Annotated in this window: 11 protein-coding genes and 1 tRNA gene; 5 read left to right on the top strand and 7 right to left on the bottom strand. The window is 71.6% G+C overall.

From position 1 onward, the window contains the following. Positions 1–31: 31 nt before the first annotated feature. Positions 32–1,228 (top strand): MFS transporter, encoded by a 1,197-nt coding sequence (locus ACM26Y_RS06635; protein ID WP_081005119.1) that lies wholly within the window; start codon positions 32–34, stop codon positions 1,226–1,228. 4 nt (positions 1,229–1,232) lie between these two features. On the opposite strand, the gene ACM26Y_RS06640 is transcribed toward ACM26Y_RS06635, so the two are convergent. Beyond that, positions 1,233–2,462 carry an MFS transporter gene (locus tag ACM26Y_RS06640; RefSeq protein ID WP_416062977.1) on the bottom strand — a complete coding sequence of 410 codons (1,230 nt, stop codon included), beginning with the start codon at positions 2,460–2,462 and terminating at the stop codon, positions 1,233–1,235. 54 nt (positions 2,463–2,516) lie between these two features. Here ACM26Y_RS06640 and ACM26Y_RS06645 point away from each other — a divergent pair, with 54 nt between their 5' ends. Next, on the top strand, positions 2,517–3,158 hold the full coding sequence (locus ACM26Y_RS06645) for a class I SAM-dependent methyltransferase (protein ID WP_003937859.1): 642 nt from the start codon (positions 2,517–2,519) through the stop codon (positions 3,156–3,158). 94 nt (positions 3,159–3,252) lie between these two features. Here ACM26Y_RS06645 and ACM26Y_RS06650 read toward each other — a convergent pair whose 3' ends face one another. From ACM26Y_RS06650 to ACM26Y_RS06675, 6 genes are all read right to left on the bottom strand, one after another. Continuing rightward, positions 3,253–5,814: a LuxR C-terminal-related transcriptional regulator gene (locus ACM26Y_RS06650; protein WP_416062978.1), complete on the bottom strand. Its 2,562-nt coding sequence runs from the start codon at positions 5,812–5,814 to the stop codon at positions 3,253–3,255. A gap of 237 nt (positions 5,815–6,051) precedes the next feature. Then, positions 6,052–6,705, bottom strand: coding sequence for a hypothetical protein (locus ACM26Y_RS06655; RefSeq protein WP_054371866.1), 654 nt, complete (start codon positions 6,703–6,705; stop codon positions 6,052–6,054). Between the two features lie 194 nt (positions 6,706–6,899). Then, the gene (locus tag ACM26Y_RS06660; RefSeq protein WP_054371865.1) at positions 6,900–7,529 is read right to left on the bottom strand and encodes a DUF2461 domain-containing protein; all 630 of its coding nucleotides are present in this window, start codon (positions 7,527–7,529) and stop codon (positions 6,900–6,902) included. A gap of 54 nt (positions 7,530–7,583) precedes the next feature. Beyond that, positions 7,584–8,564 carry a ribose-phosphate diphosphokinase gene (locus ACM26Y_RS06665; protein ID WP_003937863.1) on the bottom strand — a complete coding sequence of 327 codons (981 nt, stop codon included), beginning with the start codon at positions 8,562–8,564 and terminating at the stop codon, positions 7,584–7,586. Further along, on the bottom strand, positions 8,561–10,039 hold the full coding sequence (glmU, locus tag ACM26Y_RS06670) for a bifunctional UDP-N-acetylglucosamine diphosphorylase/glucosamine-1-phosphate N-acetyltransferase GlmU (RefSeq protein ID WP_289377318.1): 1,479 nt from the start codon (positions 10,037–10,039) through the stop codon (positions 8,561–8,563). Before glmU ends, ACM26Y_RS06665 begins: the two co-directional genes overlap by 4 nt. A 71-nt stretch (positions 10,040–10,110) precedes the next feature. Further along, positions 10,111–10,182, bottom strand: a tRNA-Gln gene (locus ACM26Y_RS06675). A gap of 236 nt (positions 10,183–10,418) precedes the next feature. Between ACM26Y_RS06675 and ACM26Y_RS06680 the strand changes: the two genes are divergently transcribed. The 3 genes from ACM26Y_RS06680 to ACM26Y_RS06690 all read left to right on the top strand — a co-directional run bounded on the left by ACM26Y_RS06680 (position 10,419) and on the right by ACM26Y_RS06690 (position 12,191). Further along, complete coding sequence (locus ACM26Y_RS06680; RefSeq protein ID WP_003937865.1) at positions 10,419–11,012, top strand: TetR/AcrR family transcriptional regulator; 594 nt, start codon at positions 10,419–10,421, stop codon at positions 11,010–11,012. 159 nt (positions 11,013–11,171) lie between these two features. Continuing rightward, the gene (locus ACM26Y_RS06685; RefSeq protein ID WP_416062979.1) at positions 11,172–11,807 is read left to right on the top strand and encodes a ScbR family autoregulator-binding transcription factor; all 636 of its coding nucleotides are present in this window, start codon (positions 11,172–11,174) and stop codon (positions 11,805–11,807) included. Between the two features lie 51 nt (positions 11,808–11,858). Next, complete coding sequence (locus ACM26Y_RS06690; protein WP_416062980.1) at positions 11,859–12,191, top strand: helix-turn-helix domain-containing protein; 333 nt, start codon at positions 11,859–11,861, stop codon at positions 12,189–12,191. Positions 12,192–12,196: the final 5 nt, after the last annotated feature.

Raw genomic sequence — 12,196 nt, forward strand, 5'->3', positions numbered from 1 at the left:
GCACGGTCCCGGCCGCGCGAGGCTGGCAGGCGTGACGTCCACCCGGCCCGTGCTGACCACCCCCGTCCTGCTGTTGATGGCGACGGCCACCGGCCTGTGCGTGGGCGGCAACTACTTCAACCAGCCCCTGCTCGAGTCGATCGCCGTCGCCCTGGGCACTTCCCACTCCGCCGCCGCGGCCACCGTCACCGTCGCTCAGGTCTCCTACGGCCTCGGGCTGCTGTTCCTGGTGCCGCTCGGCGACATGTTCGACAAGCGCCGCCTCACGGTGGGGCTCATGCTCGCCGCCGCGGCCGGCCAGGCGCTGAGCGGTTTCGCCCCGACCATCGCGGTGCTGGCCGTCGGCACGGCGATCGCGGGGCTGTTCTCGGTGGCCGCGCAGGTGCTGGTGCCGTTCGCCGCCACCCTGGCCGAACCGGAGCGCAGCGGGCAGGCTGTCGGAACGGTGATGAGCGGCCTGGTGCTCGGCATCCTGCTCGCCCGCAGCGTCGCCGGGTTGCTCGCCGGTATCGGCGGATGGGCCACCGTCTACCGGGTGAGCGCCGCCGCGATGGTCGTGGTCGCGCTGGCCCTGTGGCGAGCGCTGCCGACGTCGCGGCCCGCCGAGCGCATCGGTTACGGGACCACGCTGCGCTCGCTCGGCACCCTCGTGCGCACCCAGCCGCGGCTGCGGACCCGGTCGCTGCTCGGCGCCCTGTCGTTCGCGTCCGTGAGCGCCCTGTTCTCCACGATGGCGTTCCTGCTGGCAGGCGAACCCTACGGATTCGACGAGGTGCAGATCGGCCTGGTGGGCCTGGCGGGGGTCGCCGGCGCGGTGATGGCGAACCTCACCGGCCGCCTCGCCGACCGTGGACTCGCGCAGCTCGCCTCCGGTGCGGGGGCGGCGGTGCTCGTCCTGTCCTGGGCCGCGCTGGCGGCCGGCGCCCACTCGCTGGCGTGGTTCCTGATCGGGATGGTCGCGATCGACCTGGCGTTGCAGGCCGTCCACATCAGCAACCAGAACATCGTCTACGCGCTGGCGCCCGCGGCCCGTTCCCGCATCAACGCGGTGTACATGACGACGTACTTCATCGGGGCCGCGGCCGGTTCGGCGCTCGGCGCGCTCGCGTGGACGAGCGCCGGCTGGACCGGGGTGTGCGTGTTCGGTGTCGCGGCGGCCGTCGCCACCGCCCTGGTGTGGCTGGTGGATCTGCGGGTCGCGCGACGAGCCGTCGCCGTGCCGGCCTGACGCGCTAGCGGAGGGCGGGCTGCGCGACGGACCGTCGCGCGAGGACGGGAAGGATCACCAGCGAGACCGCCGCACCGGTCAGCGCCAGCGCCGGGAACCCCGCCGCCGCGACGACGAGGCCGGAACTCAGACCGCCGCCGGCCCCTGCCAGCGCGACGAACAGGTCCGCGGTGCCCTGCGTGGCCGCGCGGGACTCGAGCGGCACCGCATCGGTGACGAGCGCGGTGCCGCTCACCAGGCCCAGGCTCCACCCGAAACCGAGCAGGCCCAGCGCGAACGCGAGGGCGGGCACCGACTGCGGCGGGGCCAGTGCCGCCGACACCCCGGCGGCCAGCAGGACGAGTCCCGCGGCGGCCGCGACCCGGTAGGGCCCGACCCGGTCCACGAGCATCCCCGAGATCGGGGACGGCAGGAACATCGCCGCGACGTGGATCGCGATGACCACGCCCGTCGCCCCGACGTCGTGTCCGTGGTCGCGCATGTGGATCGGGGTCATCGTCATCACCGCCACCATCACGAGCTGGGTCACGATCATCACCACCACCCCGGCGGTCACCGCGGGCGACCACTGCCGGGCCACGGCCGGCCGCTCGCCGTCCGGCACCGGCTCCGCGCCGGCCGCGCGACTGCGCGCGAGCAGGAGCGGGTCCGGGCGCAACAGGACCCACAGGACGACGGCGGCGAGCCCGTAGGCGACGCCGGAGAGCACGAACGGCCCGGACAGCCGGGGGATGCCCCACGATTCGGCGGCATCACCCATGACGGCGGTCAGGTTCGGGCCGACCACCGCCCCGAGGGTCGTCGCCACCAGAACCGTGCTCACGGCGCGCCCCCGGCGCTCCGGAGCGGCCAGGTCGGCCCCGGCATAGCGCGCCTGCAGGCTCGTCGCGGTGCCCGCTCCGTAGACGAACAGGGCCGCGAACAGCAGCACCGCGGTGTCGAGCGCCGCGGCGGCCACCACCCCCGCGCTGCCGATCGCGCCGGTGGCGTACCCGAACGTCAGGCCGCCGCGGCGCCCGGCGCGCTGCGAGATCCGCCCCACGGCGACGGCCGCGGCCGCCGACCCGATCGTGAACAACGCGCTCGGCACCCCGGCGAGACTCGTGCTGCCCAGCATGTCCTGCGCGAGGAGCGCGCCGACGGTCACGCCGGCCGCCAGGCCTGCGCCGCTGAGGATCTGCGCGGCCACGAGAACGGTCAGGACGTGGCGCTGTTCCGGGATCGGTTCGGTCACAGCCGGGACGGTACGCCGGTAACGTCGGCGGTGACACCTCGGTGAGGAGACACGGTGACCGATCCGGAGCAGCTCGAGAACGAGAACGCGCGCGTCTCGCGGATCTTCGACGAGATGTCGAAGAACTACGACCGCGGCATGAGCCTGGTCGAGAGGCTGATACTCGGCCCGGCCCGGCACTGGGCGGCCGCGCAGGCCCGCGGCCGTGTCGTCGAACTCGCCGTCGGCACCGGCCTCAACCTGCCGCTCTACGGACCCGAGGTCGACCACGTCGTCGGTGTCGACATCTCGCCGAGGATGCTCGAACTCGCCCGGACGAAGGCCGCCGCCGACCCGCGCGTCGAGCTGCGCGAGGGCGACGTACAGGCCCTCGACCTGCCCGATGCGAGCGCCGACACCGTGCTCTCGACCTTCACCTTCTGCACCGTGCCCGACCCGGCCCGCGCCGCGGCCCAGGCGTACCGCGTGCTCGTCCCCGGCGGCCGGATCGTGCTCGCCGAGCACGGCCCGTCGACGAACCGGGTGCTGCGCGCCCTGCAGCGCGGCATCGAGCCGCTCAGCATCCGCTTCGGCGCCGACCACCTGCTCCGCGACCCCGCGCCCTATCTCACCGAAGCCGGGTTCGTCGTCGACGACGTGCACCGCACCGGTCGGATGGGCATCGTGTTCCGGGTGCTCGCCCACAAGCCGGCGTGACCGTCCCCGGGCCCGGGCGAAGGTGCCGTTGCGTCGGTCCGAGGGGTGAGCGATACCTCCGCGCGGGTCGGCGGGGCGGTACCGGCCGACCGGTCTAGAGATCACTGCTGACGGGCAGCAACCGCAGCTCGCGTGCGCGGGTGATCGCCTCGACCCGCGTGTGTGCTCCGAGCTTGCGGTAGATGCTGCGCAGCTGTGTCTTGACCGTGTTGGGGGAGACGAACAGGAGGCGGGCGATCTCGCTCTGCGGGCATCCGTCGGCCAGTAGCGCGAGCACCTGCTGCTCCCGCGGGGACAACTCGACCCGTGCGACCTCGTCCGGGAACACCGTCCCGACGGGACCGCCCGGCACCGCAATTCCGCTGCACGCTTCGAGTTCGCGCCGGTGCCGGTCCGGCACGGTGGTGAACGCGCGCCGATTGCCCAGCGTCCGCGCCAGGGTGCAGGCGCGCTCCCAGCACACGGCTGCGGCCCGCGGATTACCCAGGTCCAGCTGGGCGGCGGCCTCGAGCAGGAGCGCCTCGAGGTGGGCCCGCGGGAAGCCACAGTCCGGCCAGGACACTCGCGCGAGCTTCTTGACGGCCCGGCCGGGATTCCCGCCCAGGAGATCCACCCGTGCGTCCGGCACGACGAGGATCGGATGGTGCCGGGGCTCGAGATCCGCCACGGCGCGCGCCAGGTTGCCGTTGCCGAGAGCCAGGTGCAGGTCGATCTCCGTCGCGGTGAGCAGCGTCCGGGAGAACGCGCCGTCGCCGTGCCGGTGGGCGTGGCCGGCCACGGTGTGGTGCAACCACGTCAGGCCCGCGTACGCCTCCACGGTGAGCAGGGTGTGCTGAGCGTGGGCGTAGGCGACGAATCCCCACAGCTCCTCCCGGTCGCTGGGCGCGCCGAGCAGGTCGATCATCGCCTCGGCCGCTCCGACGTCGAGGGCGTCGAGATGGGTCAGCGCCGCGGCGACCCGGCCGCCGACCTTGACGAGTTCGCCGAAGAGCCCGTCGGACGGTTCCGCCGTCGCCTCCCGGGCGAGCCACCGGCGGGCGCGCGGCACGTCGCCGACCAGGGCCCAGTTCAGCGCGGAACTGCCGGCGGCGTTCTGGACGATGTAGGGAGTGTCCGCGGCGACGCCGCCCCGGTAGGCCAGCTCGAACTGCCGGTTGGATTCGGCCAGGTCCGCGACGAGCTGGAAGGTGATCGCCCATTGGACGCGCAGCAGCGGCAGCTGCGGGGTGATGTTGTCCGGCTGGTGCACGAGCATGCTCTGCACCAGCGGTTCGAGCCGCCGAGTGCAGGCGGCGCCCTGGACGAAGTCGCCGGCGACACGCAGCGCGAGCGACTGCACCGTCGCCAGGTGCAGGACGTTCGCGGCGTCCGGCCCGGCGCCGAGCGTGTGCAGGTCGTCGGGCTCGCTCGGCAGCGACGCCCGCAGGATGGGATGGTCGGCGAGCATCTGCACGAACAGCGCCCGCCCGGCGAGCACCGCCGGGTGGTCCTGCAGGAAGTCCTCGGGAATCGTCCGCAGCACGAGGATGAGCTCCTCGAGATGCTCGGCGACCATCTGGCCCCAGCTGCGTTCGACGATGCCCGCGGCCATCGTCCACTTGCGGGCCTCGGCCGCATACATCGCGGCCGGCGCCGGCCGGCCCGCGTCGTGATGGCGGCGCGCGAGCAGGGTCATCAGCTCGTCGGCTCGTCCGGGTTCCTCCTGCCGGGCCTGGTCGAGCACCGCGAGCCGCAGGGCCGACGGCCACACCCACGTCCGTGTCTCGGCTGCCTCGTCGACGACGAGCAGGCCCCGCGCTTCGAGACGGTCGAGAAGCCCGGCCGCGTCCGGCCGGCCGGTGAGCTCGGCGGCGAGTTCCGCGTCGAGAGCACGGGCGGCGACCACGCACAGCGCGAACGAGCGCTCTTCGGCGGTCAGCGAGTCGAGCAGAACCGATGCGGAGCCGGCGATGGCGGCGGCCAGCTCGGGCGACGGCCGGCCCTCCTGGTCGACCGGGGAGCCTCGGTGCAGCCGCGCGACGTTCAGCGCGCCCGAGATCAACTGCGGCAACCCGCCCAGCGCGCGGCACAGGTCGCCGTATTCGTCGGCTCCGAGCTCCACCCCGGCGGCGCGGAAGAACTCCGCAGTCTCCCGCGGCGTGAACCGCAGATCGTGAGCGGAGACGAACGTGCAGTCCACGCCTGCCGTGGCTACGGCCGACGTCGTGGCGCTGCCCCGCACGCAGACGGCGACGTCGACGGACGGGCAGCGGTCGAGCAGGTGCCGGATCGCCGGCAGCAGGTCGTCGAGCGCGGTGGCGGGGAACCCGTCGAGGACGAGCAGGGTCGGCGCCGGGCGGGACCGGAGGACCTCGGCGAGCCGTCCGGCCGGGTCACCGGGTGCGACGTGTTCGCCCAGCACCGTGCAGGCGTCGGACCAGATGCGTTCCGGTGTCGCGTCGTTCGCCACCGGCACCCACGCGATGTCGCGTTCGGGTGCGCCGCCCCGGTGCAGCCACGTGGCCAGGAGTGTGCTCTTGCCGAATCCGTCCGGGGCGTGGACCACCGTGAGCGCGGACCCGCGGCCGAGCATGTCGAACAGGCGAGGGCGGGGCAGGGCGGTGGCCAGCGTCCGCCACGTCGGCACCCCGGTTCGGACAGCGCCGGGGACACTCACGGCAACTCCTCTCGCTCGCTCGGTCGACGCACGCCGGCATGTGCGGTCTCCACCGTTGTCCCGGTGTCCCCGACAGACCCCTCGGCACGGGCAGACTACCCGGTCTCTTCCGGGCCGAGCGGAGGGATGTCCGGTTTGCGCAGTCCGACCAGGCACTACAGACGACGAGGGGAGGTTGTCGACTGCGGCACCCGGACGGTGCCGCGACAACCTCCCCTCGGGGGCGAGAGTTCGTTCCTACCTCGTCGCGCTGAGCCGCGCCTTCTCCAGGGCGGCCAGGGTGCGCAGGATGGTGGCCTTCTGCTTCTCGAGGTCGCCGCGGCGGGCGCGGGCGGCGAGGCCGGACTGGTCGGCGACGAGCGCGAGCTGCGCATCGACTGCGGAGAGCTGATCGAGCAGCGCGAGGGCGCGGTTCTGGATCTCGTCGACGTCGACGCCGCCGGTGCGTACGGGCGCCGGGTCGGCGGCGCGCTGCGACGGGCGCACCGAGGAGGTGCGCGGGGTGGCAGGGCGGCGCACGTTCTCGGCGACGACGGCGGCGGCGCGGGGGCGCAGGGCCTTGCGCACGAGGGCGGGATCGGGTTGCTCGGCGAGCCGGATGTCGTTGAGGACGCGACGCGAGTCGCGAGCGGCCTTGCGGTGCTCGTACTCCTCTTCGTCGTCCGACTGCAGTGTGCCGCCGATGGGGCGCAGACCGTACATGCCGACGAACTTGCGGGCCTCGTCGATGATGGATTCGTGGGTGCGGCAAGTGCCACAACGGGGTTCGTTACGGAACGGCTCGACGGACTCGGTGTCGCCGCACCAGACGCAGGCTCCGGGTTTCCACCGTCGGACGGTCTCGAGTTTCGCGTTTTCGGTGGGGGCCTCGAGGGTTCGCGCGTCGATCACGAGGAGCCACCTTAGGTGAAGGTCGGCGGGGTCCGCTCGGGTGGGTCCGGCGCGACCTGCGACAGGAGGATGTCGACGTGACGAAGATCATGCCGACGCCGGGTGTACGGGCGGCAAACTCTTGTGCCGCAGCACTTTCCGTACCGATCGGTACGGCACGGAAACCCTCGGATCGTCCGCGATGCGAACGCTTTTCAGGTGGCGGTTGCGGCGGTCAGCCACTCCACGAGCGGCCGGACGTCGCGCCAGGCGGTGCGCACCTCGTCGAGGGTGCGCGGGGTGTCGATCCACTCGGGCGAGGGGTGTGTCCGCGCGGCGGTGAGGGACTTGTGCCGTAGCAGGTCGAGGCGGGGGTGGTCCTCGGCAACACCGCGCGGACGGGTCTTCAGCCGCTCACCACCGATCTCGTACCCGGCCCGGTGCAGCCGCCGCACGAGCGGTTCGAGTCGCGGGCCGCGGCGCGTATCGTCCACGGCAGCACGGAATGCGGCGACCTGGGCGGACGAGCCCCGGTAGAAGCCGCCGGCGACCCGCAGCCCGGCCGCGTCGATCTGCACGTAGAAGCCGACGCCGGGTCCGGTCTGCACGAAACCGCCCTGATGGGTCTTGTACGGCGACTTGTCCGCACTGAAGCGCACGTCGCGGTGCGGGCGAAACGCCTTGCCCGCTCCGAACTCCGGTTCGAGTTCCGCGAGCAGCGCAAGCATCGGGCCGCGCACGCAGTCGTCGTAGACGGCCTTGTGCGCGGCCCAGAACGGCTTGCTGTTGTCCGCCTCGAGATCCTCGTAGAAGTCGAGGGCGGCAACGGGGAAGCCGGTGAACATGCCGGTGTCCTTTCGGTCCGGTGACGGTCCGAAGGTACACCGCGCCTTCCGCGGCTACGCGGAACCGTTGAACAGCGACGTCACCGAGCCGTTCTCGAACACCTCCTGGATGGTGCGCGCGAGCAGCGGTGCGATCGACAGAACGGTGAGCGTCGGGAAACGCTTCTCGTCGTCGATCGGCAGCGTGTTGGTGACGATGACCTCCTTGGCACCGCAGGACGCGAGGCGCTCGGAGGCCGGATGCGAGAGCACGCCGTGGGTGGCGGCGATGACGACGTCGCCTGCGCCGGCCTCCTTCAGGATCTTCACGGCGCCGGCGATGGTGCCGCCGGTGTCGATCATGTCGTCGATGAGGATGCAGGTGCGTCCCTCGACCTCACCGACGACCCGGTTGGACTTGACCTGGTTCGGCACGAGCGGGTCGCGGGTCTTGTGGATGAACGCCAGCGGGGCACCGCCGAGGGTGTCGGCCCACTTCTCCGCGACGCGGACGCGACCGGAGTCGGGGGAGACCACGGCGATGTTCTCGACGCCGTACTTGTCGCGGATGTACTCGGCGAGCTGGCCCTGGGCGTGCATGTGGTCGACGGGGCCGTCGAAGAAGCCCTGGATCTGGTCGGTGTGCAGATCGACGGTGATGATGCGGTCCGCGCCGGCGGTCTTGAGCAGGTCGGCGATCAGGCGGGCGGAGATGGGCTCACGGCCGCGGTGCTTCTTGTCCTGGCGGGCGTACGGGTAGAACGGCAGGACTGCGGTGATGCGCTTGGCCGACCCGCGCTTGAGCGCATCGATCATGATGAGCTGTTCCATCACCCACTGGTTGAGCGGGAACGGGTGACTCTGCAGCACGAACGCGTCGGAGCCACGGACGGACTCCTCGAACCGCACGAAGATCTCGCCGTTGGCGAAGTCCCGCGCGGTCTGCGGGGTGACCTGGACGTCGAGCTCCTTCGCCACCTGCTCCGCCAGCTCGGGGTGGGCCCGGCCGGAGAAGAGCATCAAGTTCTTCTGGTTGTCGATCCAATTGGAGGTCACTGGTCCTGGCCGTCCTTTTGCCGTTCGATCTCTTGCTGCTGCCGTGCTGCAGACGCTGCCTCGGCGGCGGGGGTCCCGGGGCGGTTCCGCTGGACCCAGCCTTCAATATTGCGCTGTGGCGCACCCGACACCGCAAGCGCCCCCGGTGGAACGTTGCGGCGCAGGACCGTGCCGGCGCCGGTGTAGGCGCCGTCGCCGACCGTCACGGGCGCCACGAACATGGTGTCCGATCCGGTCCGGACGTGGGATCCGACGACCGTGCGCGACTTGTGCACGCCGTCGTAGTTGACGAACACGCTCGAAGCGCCGATGTTCGAATGCTCGCCGATGGTGGCGTCGCCGACGTAGGTCAGGTGCGGCACCTTCGAGTGCGGGCCGATCTCGGCGTTCTTCGTCTCCACGAAGGTCCCGATCTTGCCGGATTCGCCGAGGTCGGTGCCCGGACGCAGGTAGGCGAACGGCCCGACGGTCGCCCCGTCGCCGATCACGGAGTCCGAACCGTGGGTGCGCACCACCGACGCTCCGGCACCGACCCGCACGTTCGTCAGCGTGGTGTCCGGACCGATCACCGCGTCCTCGTCGACCACGGTCCGGCCGTGCAGCTGCACCCCGGGGTGCAGGGTCACGTCCCGGGCGAGGACGACGTCCACGTCCACCCACGTGCTGGCCGGGTCGACGATGGTCACCCCCGCGCGCATCCAGTGCTCGAGGGTGCGCCGGTTCAGCTGCGCCGCGAGCGCGGCGAGCTGCACCCGGTCGTTCGCGCCCGCAACCTTCGTCGCGTCGGCGAGCTGGGCGGCGAACACTGCCCGACCGTCCTGGCGAGCGATCGTGACCACGTCCGTCAGGTACAGCTCGCCCTGGGCGTTGTGGGCCCGCAGCCGCGTCAGTGCGCTGCGGAGGAACTCCGCGTCGAAGGCGTAGATGCCGGCATTGACCTCGTCGATGGCGGCCTGCTCGGCGTCGGCGTCGGCCTCCTCGACGATCTCGCGGATCTCACCGTGGCCGTTCCGGACGATGCGGCCGTACCCGGTGGGATCGTCGGCGAGGAACGTCAGGACCGTCACCGCGGACTGCGTCGGCTCGGCGAGGTGCTCGGCTTCGAGTGCCTCGAGGGTGTGGCCGTCGAGCAGCGGGACGTCGGCATTGGTGACGACGACCACGCCGGAGAAGTCGCCGGGCAGGGCGTCGAGCCCGCACTGCACCGCATGCCCGGTGCCGAGTTGCCGATCCTGGACCGCGATGGTCACCTTGCGGTCGAGCGTCTCGGCGATATCCGCGGTGGCGGCGGAGACGCGCTCACGCTCGTGCCCGACGACCACCACGAGGTGGCTCGGGTCCAGCTCCGCGGCCGCGTGCAGCGAATGGGCGAGCATCGTGCGACCCCCGAGGGTATGCAGCACCTTCGGGGTCTTGGACCGCATTCGCGTACCCGCTCCGGCCGCCAGGACGACAACTGCGGTCTGCACTTGCATGAAGCTCCCTCGACGTTCGACATGCGCAGGTTCGGCACCGGCAGGGGAGCTCACGGGCCCCGACTGCCCTGCTCCGCCGCCAGGACTCGAACCTGAACTATCTGAACCAAAATCAGAGGTGCTGCCGATTACACCACGGCGGACTGCCGCATTCCCGGCGCCGACGCCCCGGTCATGCGTCTGTGATCCTCGCATGCCGCCACGCCCGGAGTCGAACGCGGGGCCGGGCGCGTCGTCGTCACGGATAGGCTGAGCGCAACCCGCCGCGCGTCGTCCCCGGGGTTTTTTCCGGTGGCCCGGGGTCCGGCCGGGGCCGGAAAGGATGTATTACGTGTCGAAGCCGTCGCAGAACCACGCCGACCGCAGCCCGCGGGTCCGGATGACGGGTACCCAACGCCGCGAACAGCTCATCGAGATCGGGCGGGCAATCTTCGCCGAGCGTGGCTACGAGGCGGCGTCGATCGAGGAGATCGCCCAGCGGGCTCAGGTCTCCAAACCGGTGGTCTACGAGCACTTCGGCGGCAAGGAGGGGCTGTACGCCGTCGTCGTGGACCGGGAGATGTCGACCCTGATGTCGATGATCAGCGCGAGCCTGACGCAGAACCGCTCGCGCATCCGGGTCGAGCGGGTGGCGCTGGCCCTGCTCACCTACGTCGAGGAACGCACCGACGGCTTCCGCATCCTCGTGCGCGACTCCCCGGTCACCGCGGAGGAGGGCACGTACTCGTCCCTGTTGAACGAGGCGGTGCGGCAGGTGGCGCACATCCTCGCCGGCGACTTCTCCCGCCGGGGCTTCGACCCGGACCTGGCTCCGCTCTACGCGCAGGCGCTGGTGGGCATGGTCGCGACGACCGCGACGTGGTGGCTGGACGAGCGCAGCCCGTCGAAGGAGGTCGTGGCCGCCCACCTGGTGAACCTGTGCTGGAACGGACTCACGCACCTCGAGGCGGATCCGCAGCTCGGGACTGCCTGAGGGGGTGGCGCAGTCCCCCGATCGTCCCTCTACCAGGTGGTATCGTTGCGCAGCCGACTCGAGAAGGGATGCGAGGTGATCGCGGTGATCAACCGAGCGGCGATCGGAGCCGATCGCCCGGGTCGTCCCCTGCGTACGAGTCTGTCCGGGAGGCCGTGAATGGCTCGGCAGGTCCGCGCGGAAGTCACCCGCGAATCCGTGGTCCGTGGCGCCGCGGAGATCTTCATGAACCTCGGCTACGCCAACGCCAGCCTCAACGAGATCATCCAGGAGTCCGGGGTCACCAAGGGTGCGCTGTACTTCCATTTCGCCTCCAAGGAAGAGCTCGCCCGCGGTGTCGTCGACGCGGGCTTCGCTCGCCTCGCCGAGGCCGCGGTGGCGACCATCAACGACCGCACTCCGGCCCTCGAGACACTGATCGAGCTGTCCGTCCTCACCGTCGACCTGTCCCGGAACGATCCGGTGGTCCGGGCGATGTTCCGCTTGGCCGTGGAGATCGGGGACTACCGGGGCACCGGCGACCGCTTGTTCGACACCTGGCTGGTGACGATGCGCGACCTCGCGAAGCGCGCCCTGGCCGAAGGTGACCTGAACGAGGACGTGGACCCCGACATGGTCGGTCTGTTCCTCCTGCAGGTGCTCACCGGCGTACGCATGGTCGCGGCGGCGCTCGACTGTCGTGACGCCCTCGTCGAATACCTCGAGAACGCGTGGGGACTGATGTTGCCGGCCCTGGTACCGCCCGCCAAGGCTGAGTACTTCAAGCAGTTCGCCTCGCGCCGGCTCCGGGTCTGATCCCGGCGGCAATCGTTGCGCCGGCCGCCACCGCCTGACACGATCGCCGCCGTGACCCTGGGACCCTTCGACGCGGCTGCGGCCGGTGCGGCACTCGCCCGCGCCCTCGACGAGTCCGGAGCCGACGCCGCGGTGACCATCGTCCCGGTGCCCGCGCTGCTGACCACCGCCCAGGCGGCGGACGTGCTCGGTGTCGGCCGGGCGTACGTGGCCCGTCTCGTCGACGACGGCACCCTGCCCTCCCGGTTCCACGGCCTGCACCGACGCATCCGCCGCGCCGACGTCCTCGCCTGCGCCGAGCACACGGCCGAGGCCCGGAGCCGGGCTCTGGACGCCGTCGCGGATCTGAACCGACGCGACGGTCTGTACGACGACGACTTCTGAGGGGG

This window comes from Rhodococcus indonesiensis, from assembly GCF_047782815.1.
Lineage (GTDB): Bacteria > Actinomycetota > Actinomycetes > Mycobacteriales > Mycobacteriaceae > Rhodococcus > Rhodococcus indonesiensis.